The 21,145-nt window shown below is 67.9% G+C and carries 17 protein-coding genes and 1 riboswitch; of the genes, 10 read left to right on the top strand and 7 right to left on the bottom strand.

The annotated features are described in order from the left end of the window. Positions 1 to 14: 14 nt before the first annotated feature. From RCH22_RS10570 to gcvP, 4 genes are all read left to right on the top strand, one after another. The gene (locus tag RCH22_RS10570; protein ID WP_327013938.1) at positions 15 to 617 is read left to right on the top strand and encodes an LON peptidase substrate-binding domain-containing protein; all 603 of its coding nucleotides are present in this window, start codon (positions 15 to 17) and stop codon (positions 615 to 617) included. Positions 618 to 766: 149 nt separating this feature from the next. Beyond that, positions 767 to 862: riboswitch (glycine riboswitch) on the top strand. 169 nt (positions 863 to 1,031) lie between these two features. Further along, complete coding sequence (gene gcvT, locus RCH22_RS10565; protein ID WP_327013937.1) at positions 1,032 to 2,159, top strand: glycine cleavage system aminomethyltransferase GcvT; 1,128 nt, start codon at positions 1,032 to 1,034, stop codon at positions 2,157 to 2,159. Positions 2,160 to 2,257: 98 nt separating this feature from the next. Next, the gene (gene gcvH / locus RCH22_RS10560; RefSeq protein WP_327013936.1) at positions 2,258 to 2,629 is read left to right on the top strand and encodes a glycine cleavage system protein GcvH; all 372 of its coding nucleotides are present in this window, start codon (positions 2,258 to 2,260) and stop codon (positions 2,627 to 2,629) included. A gap of 25 nt (positions 2,630 to 2,654) precedes the next feature. Then, positions 2,655 to 5,693 (top strand): aminomethyl-transferring glycine dehydrogenase, encoded by a 3,039-nt coding sequence (gene gcvP / locus RCH22_RS10555; protein ID WP_327013935.1) that lies wholly within the window; start codon positions 2,655 to 2,657, stop codon positions 5,691 to 5,693. A gap of 102 nt (positions 5,694 to 5,795) precedes the next feature. Here gcvP and RCH22_RS10550 read toward each other — a convergent pair whose 3' ends face one another. The 3 genes from RCH22_RS10550 to RCH22_RS10540 all read right to left on the bottom strand — a co-directional run bounded on the left by RCH22_RS10550 (position 5,796) and on the right by RCH22_RS10540 (position 8,476). After that, positions 5,796 to 7,097 carry an ISL3 family transposase gene (locus tag RCH22_RS10550; RefSeq protein ID WP_322135197.1) on the bottom strand — a complete coding sequence of 434 codons (1,302 nt, stop codon included), beginning with the start codon at positions 7,095 to 7,097 and terminating at the stop codon, positions 5,796 to 5,798. 129 nt (positions 7,098 to 7,226) lie between these two features. Beyond that, a complete protein-coding gene (locus tag RCH22_RS10545; protein ID WP_327015503.1) occupies positions 7,227 to 8,024 on the bottom strand; it encodes a CPBP family intramembrane glutamic endopeptidase in 798 nt (265 codons plus the stop codon). Positions 8,025 to 8,080: 56 nt separating this feature from the next. Then, positions 8,081 to 8,476, bottom strand: a complete 396-nt coding sequence (locus RCH22_RS10540) for a DCC1-like thiol-disulfide oxidoreductase family protein (protein WP_327013934.1) — start codon at positions 8,474 to 8,476, stop codon at positions 8,081 to 8,083. 237 nt (positions 8,477 to 8,713) lie between these two features. Between RCH22_RS10540 and RCH22_RS10535 the strand changes: the two genes are divergently transcribed. The 6 genes from RCH22_RS10535 to RCH22_RS10510 all read left to right on the top strand — a co-directional run bounded on the left by RCH22_RS10535 (position 8,714) and on the right by RCH22_RS10510 (position 16,751). Then, positions 8,714 to 10,327: an ABC transporter substrate-binding protein gene (locus tag RCH22_RS10535; RefSeq protein WP_327013933.1), complete on the top strand. Its 1,614-nt coding sequence runs from the start codon at positions 8,714 to 8,716 to the stop codon at positions 10,325 to 10,327. Positions 10,328 to 10,451: 124 nt separating this feature from the next. Then, positions 10,452 to 11,381, top strand: coding sequence for an ABC transporter permease (locus RCH22_RS10530; RefSeq protein WP_327013932.1), 930 nt, complete (start codon positions 10,452 to 10,454; stop codon positions 11,379 to 11,381). Continuing rightward, positions 11,371 to 12,318 (top strand): ABC transporter permease, encoded by a 948-nt coding sequence (locus tag RCH22_RS10525; RefSeq protein ID WP_327013931.1) that lies wholly within the window; start codon positions 11,371 to 11,373, stop codon positions 12,316 to 12,318. The genes RCH22_RS10530 and RCH22_RS10525 overlap by 11 nt, the downstream gene beginning before the upstream one ends. Then, complete coding sequence (locus RCH22_RS10520) at positions 12,315 to 14,063, top strand: ABC transporter ATP-binding protein (RefSeq protein WP_327013930.1); 1,749 nt, start codon at positions 12,315 to 12,317, stop codon at positions 14,061 to 14,063. Before RCH22_RS10525 ends, RCH22_RS10520 begins: the two co-directional genes overlap by 4 nt. 232 nt (positions 14,064 to 14,295) lie before the next feature. Beyond that, positions 14,296 to 16,206 (top strand): translational GTPase TypA, encoded by a 1,911-nt coding sequence (gene typA, locus RCH22_RS10515; RefSeq protein ID WP_327013929.1) that lies wholly within the window; start codon positions 14,296 to 14,298, stop codon positions 16,204 to 16,206. Positions 16,207 to 16,304: 98 nt separating this feature from the next. Further along, a complete protein-coding gene (locus RCH22_RS10510; RefSeq protein ID WP_327013928.1) occupies positions 16,305 to 16,751 on the top strand; it encodes a hypothetical protein in 447 nt (148 codons plus the stop codon). A gap of 115 nt (positions 16,752 to 16,866) precedes the next feature. On the opposite strand, the gene RCH22_RS10505 is transcribed toward RCH22_RS10510, so the two are convergent. The 4 genes from RCH22_RS10505 to efeB form a co-directional block, all read right to left on the bottom strand. Beyond that, the gene (locus RCH22_RS10505) at positions 16,867 to 17,892 is read right to left on the bottom strand and encodes an NADPH:quinone reductase (protein WP_327013927.1); all 1,026 of its coding nucleotides are present in this window, start codon (positions 17,890 to 17,892) and stop codon (positions 16,867 to 16,869) included. 64 nt (positions 17,893 to 17,956) lie between these two features. Beyond that, positions 17,957 to 18,733, bottom strand: coding sequence for an alpha/beta hydrolase (locus RCH22_RS10500; protein WP_327013926.1), 777 nt, complete (start codon positions 18,731 to 18,733; stop codon positions 17,957 to 17,959). A 32-nt stretch (positions 18,734 to 18,765) separates the two neighbouring features. Further along, complete coding sequence (gene efeU, locus RCH22_RS10495; RefSeq protein ID WP_327015502.1) at positions 18,766 to 19,632, bottom strand: iron uptake transporter permease EfeU; 867 nt, start codon at positions 19,630 to 19,632, stop codon at positions 18,766 to 18,768. A gap of 137 nt (positions 19,633 to 19,769) precedes the next feature. Beyond that, positions 19,770 to 21,062 (bottom strand): iron uptake transporter deferrochelatase/peroxidase subunit, encoded by a 1,293-nt coding sequence (gene efeB, locus RCH22_RS10490; RefSeq protein ID WP_327015501.1) that lies wholly within the window; start codon positions 21,060 to 21,062, stop codon positions 19,770 to 19,772. Between the last annotated feature and the right edge of the window lie 83 nt (positions 21,063 to 21,145).

Genomic DNA, 21,145 nt, shown 5'->3' with positions numbered 1-21,145 from the left:
GGTTGGGTGGGCGAGTGACCACTCTGCCGATGTTCCCACTGGGCGCGGTGCTGTTTCCGCACATGCCACTGCACCTGCGCGTGTTCGAACAGCGCTACCTGGTGATGATGGCGCGGGTGCTCGACGCCGAGACCGCGGTCTTCGGCGTAGTGCTGATCGAGCGCGGCCAGGAAGTCGGCGGCGGTGAGCACCGGTTCGGGATCGGGACGGTGGCCAGGATCACGCAGATCGAGGCCCCCGAGGGGTTCGTCGGCGTGGTCGCCCACGGCGAGCGGCGCATCGAGGTGCTCGAGTGGCTCGACGACGACCCGCATCCGCGGGCGAGCGTGCGCGAGCTCGCCGAGCTGGAGTGGGACGACGAGTTGTTCCCTCTGCGGGAGCGGGCCGAACGGGTCGTGCGCCGGGCGCTTGCGCTCGCGAGCGAATTCACCGAGCAGCCCTGGGCGCCCGACGTCGAACTCTCCGGCGACCCGGCTGTCGCGGCCTGGCAGCTCGCGGCGATCGCGCCGATCGGACCCCTCGACCAGATTGAGCTGCTGCGGTCGGAGTCGATGGAGGCCCTGCTCACCCGGCTGATCGAGGTCACCGAGGCGGTCGCCGACTCCTTCGGCGCCTGACCGGGGTACCCGGCGAGGCAGGATCCGGCGCGGGCGTGCTGCGCGATCGGGTAGGCCGGAGCCGGTCCTGGCGGACCTCCGGCTGCTAAGCTGCTCGCGAAGCGGTTGAGCCAGAACAGGCGCGCCGTCCAACTGAATACCGGGCCGACACGGCCGATGCGGGAGAGTCCGGCGCCTCGGCGGCCGGACACCGAAGGAGCAATCCTCCCCGACAATCTCTCAGGTACTCGTACCGCATCGGACTGGCCACTCTGAAAAGTAGTCGCAGCACAATGCGGCTCGCCCATGGTGAAAGTCCCGTCCCGACCAGGACGCGGCGAAGCTCTCAGGCCTGACGACAGAGGGGGAGTTCCCACGGGGTCGCCACGACCCCGAGAATCTCGCTCGGCCGCGGCCGACCTGCCTGGAGAACTCATGACCCCGGATCTGACCGAACGGTATTCCCCGCTGCACCAGGCGCACGTCGACGCCGGAGCCAGCTTCACCGACTTCGCCGGCTGGCAGATGCCGGTGCGCTACTCGAGCGATCTCGCCGAGCACCACGCGGTGCGCACGGCCGCCGGCCTGTTCGACCTCTCCCACATGGCCGAGATCCGGGTGAGCGGGGCGGATGCCGCGGCGCACCTCGACTACGCCCTCGCCGGAAAGCTTTCCGCGATCGCCCTATTCCAGGCGAAGTACAGCCTGATCCTCAACGCGGCCGGCGGAATCGTCGACGACATCGTCGTGTACCGCACCGGGGAGACCGAGTTCCTCGTGATCGCCAACGCCGGCAACCACTTCCCGGCGCTCGAGGCCCTCACCAAGCGCGCTGCCCGCTTCGACGTGACCGTGACCGACGAGAGCGACGACACCGCGCTCATCGCCGTGCAAGGCCCGAACGCCCTCGCCATCCTGCAGGCGACCGACGGTCTCATGGCCACGGACGACCTCGGCGCCCTCCGCTACTACCGGGCCATAACGGGCACATTCACCGATGTCCCTGTGCTGATCGCCCGCACCGGGTACACAGGGGAGGACGGCTTCGAACTGTACGTGCCCATCAATCAGGCCCTCGCTCTCTGGAATGCGCTCACCGAGGCCGGCGCCGACCACGGCCTCGTGCCCGCCGGACTCGCGAGCCGCGACACCCTGCGTCTCGAGGCCGGGATGCCGCTCTACGGCCACGAACTGAGCGAGGCGACCTACCCGGCCCAGGCCGGACTCGGCCGGGTCGTCAACCTCGCCAAGGAGACCGACTTCATCGGCCGCGCCGCGAGCGAAGAGGGGCCGCAGGCGGGGTCCGCCGTGCTCGTCGGACTCGTGTCCGCTGGCAAGCGCGCCGGCCGCGCCTCCTACGACGTCTTCCGCAGCGCTGACGCGCACACACCGGAGGGCATGATCACGAGCGGCGCCCTGTCCCCGACCCTGGGACATCCGGTCATGATGGCGTACGTCTCGCCGTCGATCGCCCGGCTCGGCACCGAGGTCTTCGTCGACGTGCGCGGCACGCGCATCCCGGCGACCGTGACCGCGCTCCCGTTCTACTCCCGCAAGCCCTGACCCCCGGGGCATCCGCCCACGTACTCCCGTCGGCGATTCTCGCCGGCACCCCCCCAAACCAGCACGCACTGCCCGTTGTTCCGCCGAAAGGACACCCCATGACCGACCAGGCCACCCTCCAGTACACCGCAGAACACGAGTGGGTCCTCATCGAGGGCGACACCGCAACCGTCGGAATCACGGCGTACGCGGCAGAGAAGCTCGGCGACGTCGTCTTCGTCGAGCTGCCCGCCGTCGGAACGGGCGTCATCGCCGGCTCGATCGTCGGCGAGATCGAGTCCACCAAATCGGTCGGCGAGCTCTTCGCGCCGGTCAGTGGCACGGTCACGGCCACCAACGACGGTGTCGTCGACAGCCCCGAGCTCGTCAACAGCGACCCGTTCGGAGAGGGCTGGCTGATCAAGGTCACGTTCCTCGAGCTGCCGCCCCTCCTCAGCCACGTTGAATACTCCGCCCTCACCGGCGAATAAGCTCCCAGGAAGCAGGCAGCGCCAGATGACCAAGCACCTCAGTCCCACCCTGACCGTCCAGGCCTCAGCCCAGGCCACCGAGCGCCCGTTCACCGAGCGGCACATCGGCACGGATCCCGCGGCGCAGGCCACGATGCTGGCCCGCCTCGGCTACGAGTCCGTCAACGCCCTCGTGGCCGCTGCCGTTCCCGCCTCGATCCACGTCGACGCGTTCCGGTCGGAGTCGGACACCCTGCTTCCGCCCGCAGCGAGCGAGCGCGAGGCGCTCGCGGAGCTGCGCGCCCTCGCCGGCCGCAACACCGTGCAGCGCTCGATGATCGGGCTCGGCTACTACGACACGATCACGCCGGCCGTGATCAAGCGCAATGTCCTCGAGAACCCGAGCTGGTACACGGCGTACACCCCTTACCAGCCCGAGATCTCCCAGGGCCGGCTCGAGGCGCTGATCAACTTCCAGACGATGATCGCCGACCTGACCGGTCTGCAAACCGCGAACGCGTCGATGCTCGACGAGTCGACAGCCGTCGTCGAGGGCATGCTCCTCGCCCGGCGCGGCTCGAAGTCGCCGTCGCACCGGTTCCTCGTCGACGCCGACGCGCTCCCGCAGACGAAGGCACTGCTCGCGAACCGGGCCGCCGCGCTCGGGATCGAGCTCGAGGAGACCGACTTCGGCACGCTCGGCGCCGTCGCGGAGCCCTCCGCCGCCGGTGACGCCGATGCCTCCGCCGGGCTCGGCGACTACTTCGGCGTGTTCGTGCAGTATCCCGGCGCGACCGGCAGGGTCTGGAATCCCGCCGCCGTGATCGAGGCCGCACACGCCCAGGGCGCTCTCGCCGTGGTCGCCGCCGACCTGCTTGCGCTCACCCTGATCATGTCGCCCGGCGAACTCGGCGCTGACGTGGCCGTCGGCACGAGCCAGCGCTTCGGCGTTCCGATGGGCTTCGGCGGTCCGCACGCCGGCTACCTTGCTGTCCGCAAGGGCCTCGAACGCCAGATGCCCGGGCGCCTCGTCGGCGTGAGCGTCGACGCGACCGGCCACCCGGCATACCGCCTTTCGCTCCAGGTACGCGAGCAGCACATCCGCCGGGACAAGGCGACCTCGAACATCTGCACCGCCCAGGTGCTCCTCGCCGTGATGGCGGGCATGTACGCGGTCTACCACGGCCCGGACGGGCTCCGCCAGATCGCCCGCGGGGTGCACGAGAACGCCGGGCGGCTCGTCGCCGCGCTTCGCGCCGCCGACGCGACGGTGCTGAACGACACCTTCTTCGACACCGTGCGGGTCTCGATACCGTCCCGTGCCGCCGAGATCGTCGCCCGCGCCTCGGGCGCCGGTGTCAACCTCTACCAGGTCGACTGCGACACGATCGGCATCAGTGTCGACGAGACCACCACCCGGAGCGACCTCGCCGCAGTGCTCGGTGCCTTCGGCGGCACGGATGCCTTCGGACACGTCGACCTCGAGGCATCCGTCACCGGGCTCCCCGAGGAGCTCGCCCGCACCACCACGTACCTCGAGCACCCCGTCTTCAACACGCACCGCTCCGAGACGAGCATGATGCGCTACCTGAAGCGACTCGCCGACTACGATTACGCGCTCGACCGCGGCATGATCCCGCTCGGCTCCTGCACCATGAAGCTCAACGCCGCGACCGAGATGGAGGCCGTCAGCTGGCCCGAGTTCAGCAGCATCCACCCCTTCGCCCCGCGCGACGACGTCGAGGGCTACCTCGAACTCATCCGGCAGCTCGAGACCTGGCTGACGGATGTCACGGGGTACGACTCGGTGTCGCTCCAGCCGAACGCGGGGAGCCAGGGCGAACTGTCCGGGCTGCTCGCCATCCGCGGCTACCACTTGGCCAACGGCGACGCCGAACGCACCGTCTGCCTGATCCCGTCGAGCGCGCACGGCACGAACGCGGCATCCGCAGTGCTCGCCGGGATGAAGGTCGTCGTCGTCGCCTGCGACGAGCTCGGCAACGTCGACCTCGAGGACCTCCGCGCGAAGATCGCCGAGCACGCCGACAGCCTCGCCGCGCTCATGATCACCTACCCCTCGACGCACGGTGTCTACGAGCACGAGGTCGGCACCATCTGCCAGGCCGTGCACGCGGCCGGCGGGCAGGTCTACGTCGACGGCGCCAACCTCAACGCCCTGCTCGGCTTCGCCCGGTACGGCGACTTCGGCGGCGACGTGTCGCACCTCAACCTGCACAAGACCTTCTGCATCCCGCACGGCGGCGGCGGACCCGGTGTCGGCCCGGTCGCGGCCAAGGCGCACCTTGCGCCGTTCCTGCCGGGCCACCCGCTCGCCCAGGACGCGGAGCACTACCTGCGCAGCGGCGCCGACGGGGGCGCAACCGCCACTGTGCGCGCAACCGGCATCGCGACCGGCATCGCGGTCGGTACTGTCGTGCACGGCGGCGGCCCGGTCTCTGCAGCACCGTACGGGAGCCCGGGCATCCTACCGATCTCGTGGGCGTACGTGCGCATGATGGGCGCAGACGGCCTCAAGCAGGCCACCGGCGCTGCGGTGCTCGCCGCCAACTACGTCGCGAAGGGGCTCGAGGGCGCCTACCCGTTGCTCTACTCAGGGGAGAACGGGCTCGTCGCACACGAGTGCATCCTCGACCTGCGCCCGCTGACCGCCGCGACGGGCGTGACCGTCGACGACGTCGCCAAGCGCCTCGTCGACTACGGCTTCCACGCCCCCACGATGAGCTTCCCGGTCTCGGGCACGCTCATGGTCGAGCCCACCGAGAGCGAGGACCTCGGCGAAATCGACCGCTTCATCGAGGCCATGATCGCGATCAAGGCCGAAGCGGATTCCGTCGCCGCCGGCGTCTGGCCGGCCGACGACAACCCCCTGCACAATGCCCCGCACACTGCACAGTCCGTGATCGAGGGGGAGTGGGAGCACGCCTACGACCGCGCGACCGCGGTCTACCCGCTTCGCAGCCTCATCCGCGGCAAGTACTGGCCGCCGGTCCGCAGGATCGACAACGCCTTCGGAGACCGGAACCTGGTCTGCGCCTGCCCGCCGCCCGAGGCCTTCGCCGACTAGCACCCCACCCCCACCCCAGCGCGAAAGCGGTTGAATCGTCGTTTTGGCTAACCCAAACCGACGATTCACCCGCTTTCGCGGCTCTCCTGACTCTTCCGTGGGTTAGTCCCGGCCGGGAAGCACGGGTTTGTGCCCGCCGAGGCTGAGCATTGCGAGGGCGATGAGGGCCTCGGGTGATTTGAAGCCGAACGCGATGCGGGTCATGAGGCGGATCTTGGTGTTCATGGATTCGACGCGGCCGTTGGAGAGGCTGTGCTCGATGGAGGCCAGGATCGCGGTGCGGTGTTTCACGATGCTCTTCTGCAGTTTCACGAAGGACGGGATGCGGCAGCGGCGAGCCCAACCAACCCATTTGTCGAGAGCTTCGGTCGCTTCCTCGAGAGGCAGTTTGAAGATCACACGGAGGCCTTCCTTCAGGTAGTACGCCCGAGCCAGCCGGGGGTCGGTCTGCACGATCCAGGCGAGCTTCGTTTGTTGCTTCTCGGTCAGGTTTTCCGGGTTCTTCCAAAGCGCGTATCGGCAGTTCTTGATGCCCGTCGCCCGGGCGCTGTCTGGGCGTGCCGGGGCGTCGGCTGGGGGCCGGCCGCGAGTGCGTCGGGCATCGTTGTGCCGGGCGGCTTTGCGGGCCTCGTTCCACGCGCCCCGGCGGACTTCATCGAGGGCCTCGGTGGCCCATTTCACGACGTGGAACGGATCAGCGCAGCGAACAGCGTTCGGCGCTCGTTCCGCGACAACACTGGCGATCCAGGCCGCACCGTCCGCGGAAACATGCGTGATCAGTGCCGAACGCTCCGGCCCCAACGCATCAAAAAACGTCTCGAGGGTGGCCTTGTCCTGGCCTGGTGCCGCCCAGACGAGACGGCCAGAATCGTGGTCCACGACGCAGGTCAAGTACTTGTGGCCGCGCTTGTAACTGATCTCGTCAATCCCGATCCGGGTGAGGCCCGCGAACTGGTCGAACTGCTTCTCCGTATCTGCCCAAACCCGGGTGATGATCGCGCCCACGGTGCGCCACGCGATGCGCATCAGCACGGTGATGGCGGACTTGGATGTTTGCGTGGCCAGCCACGCGACCTGGTCATCGAAGAACAAAGTGTGCCCGCTCTGATGCCGGGCCCACGGCACGGCGGCGACCGTCACGCCATGCACCCGGCAGCTCACCCGCGGCGCCGCAGCTTCTAAGTGGATTTGCACCGAGCCGGCGTCCAGGGATCGCCAGCGGCGCCGCCCGTCACCGGCGTCGTAGCGCGGGCAGCGCTTCCGGCAGGCCCCGCACCGGTTCCGCATCGATGCCGTTGGGCGCACCGACGCGACCAGCATGCCCGTATCCGCGTCGAGATCGACCGCTTCGACGATGGTTTTGTCGACTCCGAGCAGAGTCCGCCATAGTGTTGAGTTTTGCACGCCGTTTTCTCGTCCCTGTGTTTCTTGCCTTTGTCAGTTAGAAACCTAGACGGAGAGCGGCGTGCACTCGTTAAGGCGCTCGGAAACCACCCACGGTAACGTCAGGAGAGCCGCTTTCGCGAAGGGAAACTAGGCGGCGGGGGCGAGGAGGGCCGGCCACCACGCGACCGCGAGGGGGTAGCCGACGAAAGAAACCACGTCGAGGATCGTATGCGCCACGACGAGCGGTGCCGTTCGGCCCCAGCGGGTGTAGCACCAGCCGAAGACGACGCCCATTGCCGCGTTGCCGATGAACGGCCCGATGCCCTGGTACAGGTGATAGCTGCCACGGAGCAGTGCGGATGCCGTGATGATCGTCCAGGTCGACCAGCCGAGCTCCCTGAGCCGGGTGAAGAGGTACCCGACGACGATGAGCTCCTCGCTGAGCGCGGCGCGGAGCGCGGAGAACAGCAGGATCGGGATCGTCCACCAGAACGTGTCGATGGGGGAGGCGACGACCGCGACCGTGATCCCGAGCGCCCGCCCCGCGAGGTAGAGGCCGAGACCGGGGATGCCGATGGCGAGCACGAGCAGGACGCCGCCCGCCAGGTCCCGCCGTGGCCGGGTCAGGTCTAAGCCGAGCCGACGGAAACTGCTCGACCCGGGCCGCCAGAGCAGGTAGAGCACGAGGGCGACCGCGAAAAGCTCGAAGAAGATGCCGAGGAACTGGTAGGTGAAGTCGAGCCATTCCCGGGTCGACTGAGAGCCGTTGATGGTCGTCGACTGGTTGCCGAGCGGGGTCCTGTCGGTCAGGCGGGCGATGATCGACACGATCGAATAGACGGCGGATGCCCCGAGCGACAGCCCGAGGACGATGACGACCTCCCACGCCAGTCGCGCCCGGTTCACGCCCCTGGTTCCCTCAGGGACCACGCCGGAAGAATCCATGCCGCTGGTGCTCATGCCGCTGGTACTCATGCCGCTGGTGCTCCCTCCGCCGATGGTTACTCGGCCGGCTTCATCCGGCAGGCCGGGGTCCCGCCGGGCAGGCGGTGCCTGTTGCGGGCCACCACCCGGTAGCCGACCTCAGCGGCCCACGACCACGGCGGCACGGTGCCGAGCCAGCCGAGGAAACGCAGGCCGGGAGCCGGCTGGTGGCGGAGCAGGGCGGCCACGGCGGCGGCACCGCCGAAACGCGCTCCAGCGGAGTCGACGAGCCAGACCCGGGAGCGGGCATCCGTCTCGGTCAGGCCGAGCGCGGGAAGATCGGTCCACTGGTACGGCGCCGCATCCGGCATTGCCGGCAACAGGCGGCGCATCCACCCGACGGCGGTTGTGCAGAATGCGCAGTCGCCGTCGAAGATCAACACAGTCGCGCGCGCGGGAGTACCAGCAGTCATCCCCCTATCCTCGCATCGATGCCGACAGAGCGGGGCGACGGGCGATCCCGGCATAGCGGCGCGAGTTTCGGCGAAAGAACGTCCATCTGCGCAACATGTTTGCGCAGAATGTTTCGTCGAGGTAACGATTCAACCCATGATTGTGCTTTTGGCTCAATGAATACTTAGGGTCAGAAGTATCTGAGGCGTCTTCGCGGTCCCGAATCGCGCAGCGTTTCCCTGCGCACTGGAGGAAAATTGAAAATCAGGAGACTGGGCATTTCTGCCATCGCTCTGGCCACAGCGGGAGCACTCATGCTCTCCGGTTGTGCGAGCGGTTCGACGACACCCGCGAAGACGGGTGACGCGAAAGCCATCATCTCGACCAACGGCAGCGAACCGCAGAACCCGTTGATCACGACGAACACCACCGAAACCGGTGGCGGCAAGATTATGACCTCGATCTACGCCGGACTGGTGTCCTACGACGCCAAGGGCGAGGGCAAGAACGAGGTCGCCAAGTCGATCTCGGCCGACGATGCACAGCACTGGACCGTCACGCTCAATACCGGGTGGAAGTTCACCAACGGCGAGGCCGTCACGTCCAAGTCCTTCGTCGACGCCTGGAACTACGGGGCCAAGTTCAGCAACACACAGAGTGCCTCGTACTTCTTCGACGACATCCAAGGCTTCAGCTACGACGCCGACACCGAGCTCACCGGGCTCAAGGTCGTCGACGACACGACCTTCACCGTCACGCTTGCATCGCCGGAGGCCGACTGGCCGCTGCGTCTCGGCTACACGGCCTTCATGCCGCTGCCGTCCGTCGCATACGCCGACATGGCAGCATTCGGTGAGAACCCGATCGGCAACGGCCCGTACATGCTGGCCAAGACCGGCGCGTGGGAGCACAACGTCAAGATCGACCTCATCACGAACCCGGACTACAAGGGCGTACGCACCCCCGCCAACGGCGGCCTGAGCATCGTCTTCTACTCCTCAACGGATGCCGCATACGCCGACGTACAGGGTGGAAACCTCGACGTCCTCGACGCCGTACCGGACTCTGCGTTCGCGACCTACCAGACTGACTTCCCGGAGCGATTCGTGAACCAGCCTGCCGCGATCTTCCAGGCGTTCAACATGCCGTACTACCTCGAGCACTGGAGCGGCGAAGAGGGCAAACTGCGTCGCGCGGCCATCTCGATGGCCATCGACCGCAAGGAAATCACGGACGTCATCTTCCAGGGCACCCGCACCCCCGCGACCGACTTCACATCGCCGGTCATCGCGGGCTACTCCGACTCCCTCGACGGCTCCGACGTACTCAAGTTCAACAAGGAAGAAGCCGTCAAGGACTGGGCGGCCGCTGACGCGATCTCCCCGTACACCGGCACCTTCGACATCGCGTACAACGCAGACGGCGGACATGCTGCCTGGGTTGACGCCGTGGCCAACAGCATCAAGAACACCCTCGGCATCGACGCAGTCGGCAAGCCGTACGCGACCTTCAAGGCGGCTCTCGCCGACCGCAAGGCGCAGAAGCTGACCGGTGCCACCCGCGCCGGATGGCAGGGCGACTACCCCTCGATGTACAACTTCCTCGCGCCGCTGTACCAGACCGGTGCCGGCTCGAACTACGAGCTCTACAGCAGCACCGAGTTCGACACCCTCCTCAAGGAAGGCGCAGCAGCCAAGTCCGTGGATGACGCGACCGCGAAGTACGTGGCGGCCCAGGAAGTCCTGCTCAAGGACCTTCCGACCATCCCGCTCTGGTACTCCAACGTGACCGCCGTCTGGTCCGACAAGGTTGAGAACGTCGTCTTCGGCTGGGATTCCGTGCCGCTGTACAACGAAATCACCAAAGGCTAACTCGACAAAATAAGACCCAGTTTCATGCGGAGCGATGCCCGGGGCACCCAGTCCCGGGCATCGCTCGCTAGACTCGACCAGTGATTGCGATTCTCATGTCCGTTCGTTCCAGCGCGGGAACCTGATGCTCTGGTACACCGGCAAACGCCTGCTCCAGATGATCCCGGTATTCTTCGGCGCCACCTTCCTCATCTACTTCATGGTGTTCTCCCTCCCCGGAGACCCCATCGCTGCACTCTTCGGTGACCGGCAACCGGCACCCGGCGTGATCGAACAACTCCGCATCCAGTACCACCTGGACCAGCCGTTCATCGTGCAGTACCTCATCTACATCGGCGGCTTCTTCCACGGTGACCTCGGCACCACGTACTCCGGCCGTGCCGTCGCCGATGTGATGGCCGCGGCCTTCCCGATCACCGCCCGGCTCGCGCTCCTCGCGCTGTTCTTCGAGTCCGTCGCGGGTATCCTCGTCGGCCTCGTCGCGGGACTGCGCAAGGGCAAGCTCTTCGACGCGAGCGCCCTTGTGGTGAGCTTGCTCCTGATCAGCGTGCCGACGTTCGTGATCGGCTTCATCCTGCAGTACGTGTTCGCCGTCAAGCTCGGCTGGGCGCGCACCACGGTGAGCAGCGAGGCCCCGCTCTCCGAACTCGTGCTGCCAGCCATCGTGCTCGCATCCGTCTCGTTCGCATACATCGTGCGCCTGACCAGGGCGAGCGTCTCCGAGAACCTCGGCGCCGACTTCGTGCGCACCGCCACGGCGAAGGGCTTGTCGCGCCGGCGGGTCGTCACCGTGCACGTGCTGCGCAACTCGCTCGTTCCCGTCGTCACCTTCCTCGGCGTCGACCTCGGCTCTCTCATGGTCGGCGCGATCGTGACAGAGGGCATCTTCAATATCAACGGTGTGGGTGGCACCGTGTACAAGGCGATCAAACTCGGCGAAGGACCGACCGTGGTGTCGTTCATCGCCGTCATGGTCGTGATCTTCGTGCTGGCGAACCTGCTCGTCGACCTGCTGTACGCAGCCCTGGACCCGAGGATTCGTTATGCCAAGTAATCGTCAGACGCAGCCCCACTTCGTCGCTGCTCTCGAAGACACCCCAGTCGCGGCGGTCGATCGTCTCGACGAGACCGAGAAGGCGCGCAGCACCTGGGCGGATGCCTGGGAATCGTTGCGGAGCAAGCCCAGCTTCTGGATCGCCTCCGCCCTCATCCTGCTGATCGTGATCGTGGCCCTGTTCCCCGGCATCTTCACCCAGGTCCCGCCCGATACAAACTGCCTGCTCGCCACCAGCAACAAGGGGCCTGAAGAAGGGCACCTGCTCGGCTTCACCCGCCAGGGCTGTGACGTCTATTCGCGGATCATCCACGGCACCCAGGCCTCGGTCACCGTCGGCCTGCTCGCGACCTTGATCGTCACCCTCCTCGGCGTTGTCGTCGGAGCCCTCGCCGGCTACTACGGCGGCGTCTTCGACGCGATCGTCTCCCGGGTCGGCGATATCTTCTTCGCCATCCCGACCGTGCTCGGCGCCATTGTGCTGATGTCGGTCCTCCCGGAGCGCAACCCCGTCACCATCGCGCTGGCGCTGTCGATCTTCGCCTGGCCCCAGATCGCCAGGATCATGCGTGGCTCGGTGCTCTCGGCCCGCAATTCGGACTACGTCACGGCATCCACCGCGCTCGGCGTCTCGAAGTTCCGGATCCTCGTCCGCCACGTGGTGCCCAACGCGATCGCCCCCGTGATCGTGATCGCGACGGTTTCGCTCGGCACGTTCATCGTCGCCGAGGCAACCCTGTCGTTCCTCGGCATCGGCCTGCCGCCTGGGATCATGTCCTGGGGCAATGACATCGGATCGGCGCAGACGTCGATCCGCACCAACCCGCAGGTGCTGATCTACCCCGCCATCGCCCTCTCCGTCACCGTGCTCGCCTTCCTCATGCTCGGCGATGCCGTGCGCGATGCGCTCGACCCCGAATCGAGGGCACGCCGATGAGCCAGACCGTGATCGAACCCGCCACCACGAGCGTCCGCGACGAGAATTCCCCGCTCCTCGAGATCCGCGACCTCGAGGTCGGCTTCCAGACCCAGCACGGCGTGGTTCCCGCCGTTCGCGGCGTCAATCTCACCCTCTACCCGGGCCAGACCCTCGCGATCGTGGGCGAGTCCGGCTCGGGCAAGACCACGACGGCGCAGGCGATCATCAACCTGCTGGCCAACACCGGCAAGGTCACCGCCGGTCAGATCCTATTTGAGGGCCGCGATCTCACCACCCTCAAGGACAAGGAGATGCAGGACGTCCGCGGACGCCTGATCGGCTACGTCCCGCAGGACCCGATGTCGAACCTCAACCCGGTGTGGAACATCGGCTTCCAGGTCGAGGAAGCAATCCGTGCCAACGGCGTAGCCCAGGGCAAGGCCGCGAAGCTTCGCACCATCGAGGTGCTCAAGGAGGCCGGGCTCAGCGACGCCGAGGACCGGCTCAAGCAGTTCCCGCACCAGTTCTCCGGCGGCATGCGCCAGCGCGTGCTGATCGGGATCGGCCTCTCGGCCCGTCCGAAGCTGCTCATCGCCGACGAGCCGACGTCCGCGCTCGACGTCACCGTTCAGCGCCAGATCCTCGACCACCTGGCCACCCTGACGCGTGACTACGGCACGTCCGTGCTGTTCATCACCCACGACCTCGGCCTCGCCGCCGAGCGCGCGGAACAGCTCGTCGTGATGTACAAGGGCAAGGTCGTCGAATCCGGACCCTCGCAGGAGATCCTGGCCAACCCGCAGCATCCGTACACGCAGCGCCTCGTCGCGGCGGCACCGAGCCTCGCGTCGCGGCGGATCCAGTCGGCCAAGCACACCGCCGTCGCCGCTCCTGCCGGATCCATCGCAGGGGCGAACGACGATGTCCTGATCCAGCGGGCCAGGGAACGGGAAGAAGCAGCCCCGACCAAGGACCTGATCTCGATCGAGGGCATCTCAAAGCTGTACCGGATTCGCACCAAGGGCCTGAAGTACAACGACCTGCTCGCGGTCAACGACGTGTCCTTCGGCATTCAGAAGGGCACGACGACCGCGCTCGTCGGCGAGTCCGGCTCCGGCAAATCCACCGTTGCCAAGCTCATCCTCCAGCTCGAGACCATCACGAGCGGCCGGATCGAGTTCGACGGCCAGGACGTCGCCGGCCTCAAGGGAGCGGACCTGCTCAAGTTCCGTCGCCGCGTGCAACCGGTCTTCCAGGACCCGTACGGCTCGCTCGACCCGCAGTACAACGTCGGCAACACGATCGCCGAGCCCTTGCTCGCGCACAAGGTCGGCACTGCGAAGGAACGACAGGAGCGGGTGCGCGAGCTCCTCGACCAGGTCTCCCTGCCCTGGGCCTCCCGGCACCGTTACCCGAGCGAACTCTCGGGCGGACAGCGGCAGCGCATCGCGATCGCCCGGGCGCTCGCGCTCAAGCCGGACGTGCTCGTGCTCGACGAGGCGGTCTCCGCTCTCGACGTGCTCGTGCAGGGCCAGGTGCTCAACCTGCTGACCGAGCTGCAGACCGAACTCGACCTGACCTACCTGTTCATCACCCATGACCTCGCCGTGGTCCGCCTCGTCGCGGACAACGTCTGCGTCATGCAGCAGGGCCGGATCGTCGAGGCCGCAACGACGGACGAGGTCTTCGACAATCCCCGCCAGACGTATACGCAGGAGCTGCTCGCCGCGATCCCGGGCGGTAACTTCGAGTTCGGGCGCTAGACCCGACCGACCGGCTTCACCGCTGAAAAACGGGGCGGGGACTGCGGTCCCCTCCCCGTTCGTCGTCCCGGCGGAGGCCCGGAGCAGCCCGGACGCGGCCGCAACCGGGCTCCCAGCCTCCGGGCAGGAAGAGTGCGGTAGGATTATCCGTTGGGTCGGACCTTGACCACATACATCCATTCTTCGCCGCATCCGTTTGTCCGCGGCATCATTCTTCGTAAGGATTCACTTCATGGCGATTGCCACGCGCAATAACCTCCGAAATGTCGCAATCGTCGCCCACGTCGACCACGGCAAGACCACGCTGGTTGACGCGATGCTCCAGCAGACCAACTCGTTCTCCGACCACTCCCACGTGGACGAGCGCGCGATGGACTCGAACGAGCTCGAGCGCGAAAAAGGCATCACCATCCTCGCCAAGAACACGGCGATCTCGTACAAGGGCATCCACGCCACCGACGGCCCCATCACGATCAACGTGATCGACACCCCCGGCCACGCCGACTTCGGTGGCGAGGTCGAGCGCGGCCTGTCCATGGTCGACGGTGTCGTTCTCCTCGTCGACGCGAGCGAGGGCCCGCTGCCGCAGACCCGCTTCGTGCTGCGCAAGGCGCTCGAGGCCCACCTGCCCGTGATCCTCTTGGTCAACAAGACCGACCGTCCCGACGCGCGCATCGAAGAGGTCGTCGCGGAGAGCCAGGACCTGCTCATCGGCCTCGCGAGCGACATGGCCGACACGCACCCCGACCTCGACCTCGACGCCATCCTCGACGTCCCGGTCGTCTACGCGTCCGGCCGTAACGGCGCCGCGAGCCGCAACCAGCCCGAGAACGGCCAGCTGCCCGACAACGCCGACCTCGAGCCGCTCTTCGAAGCGATCCTCGAGCACATCCCGGCCCCCGTCTACGACGACGAGCACCCGCTCCAGGCCCACGTCACCAACCTCGACGCCTCGCCGTTCCTCGGCCGCCTCGCGCTGCTGCGCGTTTTCCACGGCACGATCCGCAAGGGTCAGACCGTTGCCTGGATCAAGCACGACGGTTCGGTGCACAACGTGCGCGTCACCGAGCTCCTGATCACCAAGGCGCTCGACCGCTACCCAACCGAGAGCGCGGGCCCCGGCGACATCGTCGCCGTCGCCGGCTTCGAGGACATCACCATCGGTGAGACCCTCGCAGACCCCGACGACCCCCGCGCGCTGCCGACCATCACGGTCGACGAGCCCGCCATCTCGATGACGATCGGCACCAACACCTCGCCCATCATGGGCAAGGTCAAGGGCCACAAGCTCACCGCCCGCATGGTCAAGGACCGTCTCGACCGCGAACTCGTCGGTAACGTCTCGCTGAAGGTCGTCGACATCGGACGCCCGGACGCCTGGGAGGTCCAGGGCCGTGGTGAACTCGCCCTCGCCATCCTCGTCGAGCAGATGCGCCGTGAAGGCTTCGAACTCACCGTCGGCAAGCCGCAGGTCGTCGTGCACCGCGTCGACGGCAAGATCCACGAGCCGTACGAGCACCTCACCATCGACTCGCCCGAAGAGTACCTCGGCGCGATCACTCAACTCCTCGCAGCGCGCAAGGGCCGCATGGAGAACATGGCGAACCACGGCACCGGCTGGGTCCGGATGGAATTCATCGTTCCGTCCCGCGGCCTGATCGGCTTCCGCACCCAGTTCCTCACCGACACCCGCGGTACCGGTATCGCCAACGCGATCTTCCACGGCTACGAGGCCTGGGCCGGCCCGATCGTCACCCGCAACAACGGCTCGATCGTCGCCGACCGCAACGGTGTCGTCACGCCGTTCGCGATCATCGCCCTGCAGGAGCGGATGTCCTTCTTCGTCAACCCGACCGAAGAGGTCTACGAAGGCATGGTCATCGGCGAGAACTCGCGCGCCGACGACATGGACGTCAACATCACCAAGGAGAAGAAACTGACCAACATGCGTCAGTCCACCTCCGACACCTTCGAGTCGATGACGCCGTCGCGTCAGCTGACGCTCGAAGAGTGCCTCGAGTTCGCCCGTGAGGACGAGTGCGTCGAGGTGACCCCCGCGGTCGTGCGGATCCGCAAGGTCGAGCTCGCGGCATCCGCTCGCGCACGCAACGTCTCACGCATCAAGAAGCAGGACGCGAACTAGTCCCAGCCTGTCGGCGGCGCCGGCGGTTACGCTCTGATACACCAGGGTGGCACCGTCGGCGTCGCTTTTTTGCCCCCACGAGTGAGGAACAGAAGACGATGAAGATACCCCTGCTGCACGCCCGCGTCCTGGCGACGATCGCGCTCGCCCTGCTCGGCGGCACGCTGCTGACCGGATGCACGGCAGAGGCCGCGCAGAACGCCGTCAACGGGGCCGTGCAGGGCGCGACCAACGGCGACGTGAGCCTGGGCGGCGCACTCCCGGCCGGCTGGCCGACCGAGGTGCCGATCGTCGACGGCGAGATCCTGTTCGCCTCGGCCCAGAAGGGTGACAAGCGCGGCTGGACCGTGACCGTCAAGGCAACCGCCGCCGATCCGGTGGCCGAGGCCACCCGGACCCTGACGGCCGCCGGTTTCGTGGCCGGGAGCGACGTCTCGGCGACGGTGGGCTCCGCAGGTCTGGTCTCGATGAAGAACGACCACTACGCGGTTCTTGTCGCCGGAAACGCGGACGGCCTGCTCTACACGGTCACCCCGGTCTCCTGACCGCCGGTTCCCGAACCGTGCCTGCCCGCCGAACCAATTCGACGGAGTTTTTAGGTTACGAATACGCGGGACGGCCCATAAACCGGTTCAGAATTAAAAAACTCCGTCGAATTCGTCAGGGGGCGAGGTCGATCAGGACCTTGCCGACCACGCCGGCTTCGACGGCGGCGTGCGCCTCAGCCGTGCTCTCGAGCGGGAAGTGGTGCAGGGGCAGGCCGGCTTCGGCGCCGACGTGGAGGGCGTCGTCACGGATGGCCGAAACGATGTCGGCCGCTGCGGCGTCGAGGAGGTCCTGACCGAGCGTGTAGAGCAACTGGAACTGGTAGCGCACGTTGAGGGTCATCTGGGAACGGATGTCGAGCGCGAGCGGCCCTCCCGTCGTCGCGTACACCGCGATCGAGCCGCGGGTACGGATCACGGCCGTGTTGAGCGCCGCATTCTGCGCGGGAGCGACTTCGACGACCAGGTCGACGCCCTCGGGCGCCAGCGCTCGGATGGCGCGGGCGGCATCCGTCTCGCGGTAGTTCACGACGTGGTGTGCGCCGGCGGCGGAGGCGAGTGCGCCCTTCTCCGCGCTGCTCACCGTCGTGATGACGGTCGCCCCCGCCCAGCGGGCCAGCTCGATGGCCGCGTGGCCGACCGCGCCTGCGCCACCGGCGACGAGCACAGTCCGTCCGGTGAGTGCGCCGGGGGCGAGGCGCCTGGGGCCGTTTTCGGCGACGGTGAGCGCGCGGTGCGCTGTCATCGCCGGAACGCCGAGGGTCGCGCCGAGGTCGAAGCTCGCCGAGTTCGGCAGCGGGTACACCCGTTCGGCCGGGAGCACCGTGAAATCCTGGGCGGTACCGCCGGAGGCGAGCCCGTACGCGGCGATGGCCGTCCAGACGCGGTCGCCGACGTCCAGGCGCTCGACGCCGGTGCCGACGGCGTCGACGATGCCGGCGCCGTCCTGGTTCGGAACGACCTCGGGGAACGAGAGCGCTTCGCCGGGCCGGCTGCCCGCGCGCGACTTCCAGTCGGTGGGGTTCACGCCTGAGACGAGGATGCGCACCCGTACCTCGCCGGGTCCGGGTTGCGGCAGATCGCGTTCGACGAGACGGAGGACGTCGGGGGTGCCGGTTTCGCTGTAGACGATTGCTCTCATACAGGTTCCAACGCCGCGGCAGCGGAAAAGGTTCCCGCGGCCGCATGGGATCGCTGGAACGCGGTCAGCGGCCCAGGAAGAAGTCGGCGAGCAGCGGGGCCAGCACGGCCTGGTCGACGGCGTGATCCTGGCCGGGCACGGTCAGAACCTTACCGTCGGCGACGCAGGACGCCACGGCCAGGGCGGCACGGGCCGCCCAGGCCGGGCTCCTGCCACCGGCGAGTGCCAGAGTGGGCGCCGTGATCGCGGCCAGGCGCTCCCGCGGGGGCAGCCCGTCGCCCGTCAGGGCGAGTTCGTGCGGCAGGGTGGGGGCGAGGTAGACGAGTCCCGGCCAGAACGGGGCGGACGTGATGGAGCGCACGGCCGCGTCGTCCATTGCGGTGATGCGGAGGAAGAGCTCCGCTGCGGCAGCCGGGTCTCCGGCGTCGAGGGCGGCCTGGAGGCCGAGGTCGTCCGCCGGGGCCGGGTGCTCCGGGTCGGCGGTGTACGGCGGCTCGTACACCGCGAGCCGGGTGATGTGCACGCCGGCGGCGGCGGCCTCGATCGCCAGGATCGCTCCGGAGGAGTGGCCGTACACTCCGGCTGCGCCTCCCGCCACGGCCACGAGGGCGGCCAGGTCCTCGATCTCGCGTTCGACCGCGTACGGCCCGGATTCCGGGCTCTCGCCCTTACCGCGGCGGTCGAAGGTGTACACCGTGACGTCCTCGGCGAGAAGGGTCACAAGCGGATAGGGGGAGGACCGGGTGTTGAAGGCGCCGCCGATGACGATCACCGGGTCCCCGGAACCGAGGCGGTCGTACGCGATCCGAGTGCCATCGGCCGACCGGACGAATTCGGGCATCTGTGGTCTCCTTTGGCGACGGTGCGGTGGGTTCAGCGGGCGGTGGCGGCCATCTCCGTGGCATCGACGCGGGGGGCGACGACCGGACGCCCGGCCCGGTTGCGGGTGCTCGTCACCAGGAAGATCGTGAGCACGGTTCCGGTGTAGGCGAGCCAGACCAGCAGCGAAAGCCAGGTGGTCTCCGGCGAGAAGTTCAGGGTGCCCTTCAGCAGCGTGCCGTACCAGCTCTCCGGCGGGATGGCGGCGCTCACGTCGAAGGCGAGGGTGTGCTCGCCGGGGAGGATCCCGGACTCCTGCAGGTCGTGCACACCGTAGGACAGCACACCGGCCGCGACGACGATCAGGATCGCCCCGCTCCAGGTGAAGAACCGCGCGAGGTTGATCTTGAGCATGCCGAAGTAGATGAGCGCTCCGAGGCCGACCGCGCTGAGGATGCCGAGCGCGGCCCCGATGAGCGGCAGCGTGGTCTCGCCGGTGGACTGCACGGCGGCCCAGATGAACAGGGCCGTTTCGATGCCCTCCCGCCCGACGGCGAGGAAGGCGATCAGGACGAGGCCGACGCCGGTGCCGACGACGGAGCGGTCGATGGTGCCGCGGAGGTGGCCGCTCAGGTCGCGGGCCGTGCGCAGCATCCAGAACACCATCCAGGTGACCAGGCCGGTCGCGGCGATGGAGAGCGTGCCGGCGATGGCCGGTTCGGCCGATTCCGGAAGGCTCGCAGTGCCGAACGTGAGCACGGCGCCGATCGTGACGGCGAGGAGAACGGCGAGGCCGACGCCCGTCCAGAGACGGCCGAGCAGGTCGCGGCGGGCGATCTTCACGAGGTAGGCGACGAGAATGGTGACGATGAGGGCACCTTCGAGCCCCTCTCGGAGTCCGATCAGGTAGTTGGCGAGCACGGCACTCCGGTTCTGGTCTGGATACTGATGCAGCATCACGATAGCACGGGGATGGTTAGCCTACCCTTACCGATCACTCCACGATCCTGAGAATCCGCGAGGGTTGCTCCGCGAGGGCGGATGCGCCGCGGCGGCGGTCAGGCGAAGAGGGGGGCGCCGAGGTAGCTGCCGCTCGCGGCGCCGGGCGGGACGGCGAAAAGGGCCGAACCGACATGCCGCACGTACTCGTTCATGGCGTCGTGGCGCGCGAGGGCGAGCTGCACGGCGGTGAACTGCGAGGGACGGCGCTGGTAGCTGATGAAGAACAGCCCGGCCTCGAGCCGGCCGAGGTCGTCGTTGCCGTCCACGAAGTTGTAACCGCGCCGCAGCATCTGCACCCCCTTGTTCTGGGCGGGGTGTGCGAGGCGCACGTGTGAGGCCGTGTCGATCAGCGGGGCGCCGTCCCTGCCGGTGCCGGCGAAGTCAGGCTCCGTGAATTCGCTGCCGCCGGAGAGCGGGGCGCCCTCGCCCTTGGTGCGGCCGATCACGGTTTCCTGTTCGCGCAGTGCGGTGCGGTCCCAGGTCTCGATCGTCATCCGGATCCGCCGGGCGACGAGGTAGGAGCCCCCGGTGAGCCACGCGGGGCCGTCGCCCGCGCCGACCCAGACCTGCTCGTTGACGACGGCCGGCTGTTCGGCCTTGATGTTGGCGGTACCGTCCTTGAACCCGAAGAGGTTGCGCGGGGTGGCCTGGCTCGTGCTCGTCGACGAGGTACGACCGAAGCCGAGCTGCGACCAGCGGATCGCCGCGCGGCCGAAGGCGATCCTGGACAGGTTGCGGATCGCGTGCACTGCGACCTGCGGGTCGTCGGCGCAGGCCTGGACGCAGAGGTCGCCGCCGCTACGCGCGGCATCGAGCTGGTCTCCGGGGAAGTGCGGCAGGTCGACGAGAGCGTCCGGGCGAGCGGATGCGAGGCCGAACCTGTCCTCGCCTTCGCTCGTCGCAAAGAGAGTCGGGCCGAAGCCGACCGTGATCGTCAGGCCAGCCGGAGGCAGCCCGAACGCCTCGCCGGTATCCTCTGGCGGGGCATCGTACGGCCCGTCGACGGCACCGTACCTGCCGATATCGTGACCGGCGGTCAGTGCAGCGGCCGCGGTCGTCCAGTCCCGCAGCAGGGAGATCAGGTCGGCGCGGCTGGCTCCTGGGGTCAGATCGAACGCCGCGAAGTGCAGCCGGTCCTGGGCGGGTGTCACGATGCCGGCCTGGTGCTCCTGGTAGAACGGGTAGACGGTGCTGCCCGCTGCCGGGGCGCCCGCGGCTGCGAGGGCCTGGACCCCGCGGTCCGCGGCGATGCCGATGCCGAAGCCGGCGACACCTGCCCCGGCGAGGCCGAGGAGGCCGCGCCGGGAGATGCCGCGCGGCGGAGCGGCCGGAGCGGCCGGGGTGCCCAGAGTTGTACTCGAGGGAGCCCCGGTGGGCGTTGCGGCGGGGTCGGAGCCCGGAGCGGAACCGCTCGCACCCGTCCCGGTGGCGT

This window comes from Cryobacterium sp. GrIS_2_6, from assembly GCF_035984545.1.
Lineage (GTDB): Bacteria > Actinomycetota > Actinomycetes > Actinomycetales > Microbacteriaceae > Cryobacterium.
Note: the sequence above shows the minus strand (reverse complement) of the source record. Positions and strands in the feature narration are given on the sequence as shown.

Excerpts from the sequence above, each read along its gene's own strand:
- RCH22_RS10510 (WP_327013928.1), top strand. The coding sequence starts at position 16,305 with ATGAAGATACCCCTGCTGCACGCCCGCGTCCTGGCGACGATCGCGCTC.
- gcvP (WP_327013935.1), top strand. The coding sequence starts at position 2,655 with ATGACCAAGCACCTCAGTCCCACCCTGACCGTCCAGGCCTCAGCCCAG.
- RCH22_RS10520 (WP_327013930.1), top strand. The coding sequence starts at position 12,315 with ATGAGCCAGACCGTGATCGAACCCGCCACCACGAGCGTCCGCGACGAG.
- RCH22_RS10500 (WP_327013926.1), bottom strand. The coding sequence starts at position 18,733 with ATGCCCGAATTCGTCCGGTCGGCCGATGGCACTCGGATCGCGTACGAC.
- RCH22_RS10530 (WP_327013932.1), top strand. The coding sequence starts at position 10,452 with ATGCTCTGGTACACCGGCAAACGCCTGCTCCAGATGATCCCGGTATTC.
- RCH22_RS10525 (WP_327013931.1), top strand. The coding sequence starts at position 11,371 with ATGCCAAGTAATCGTCAGACGCAGCCCCACTTCGTCGCTGCTCTCGAA.
- typA (WP_327013929.1), top strand. The coding sequence starts at position 14,296 with ATGGCGATTGCCACGCGCAATAACCTCCGAAATGTCGCAATCGTCGCC.
- gcvT (WP_327013937.1), top strand. The coding sequence starts at position 1,032 with ATGACCCCGGATCTGACCGAACGGTATTCCCCGCTGCACCAGGCGCAC.
- RCH22_RS10505 (WP_327013927.1), bottom strand. The coding sequence starts at position 17,892 with ATGAGAGCAATCGTCTACAGCGAAACCGGCACCCCCGACGTCCTCCGT.
- RCH22_RS10545 (WP_327015503.1), bottom strand. The coding sequence starts at position 8,024 with ATGGATTCTTCCGGCGTGGTCCCTGAGGGAACCAGGGGCGTGAACCGG.
- RCH22_RS10540 (WP_327013934.1), bottom strand. The coding sequence starts at position 8,476 with ATGACTGCTGGTACTCCCGCGCGCGCGACTGTGTTGATCTTCGACGGC.
- gcvH (WP_327013936.1), top strand. The coding sequence starts at position 2,258 with ATGACCGACCAGGCCACCCTCCAGTACACCGCAGAACACGAGTGGGTC.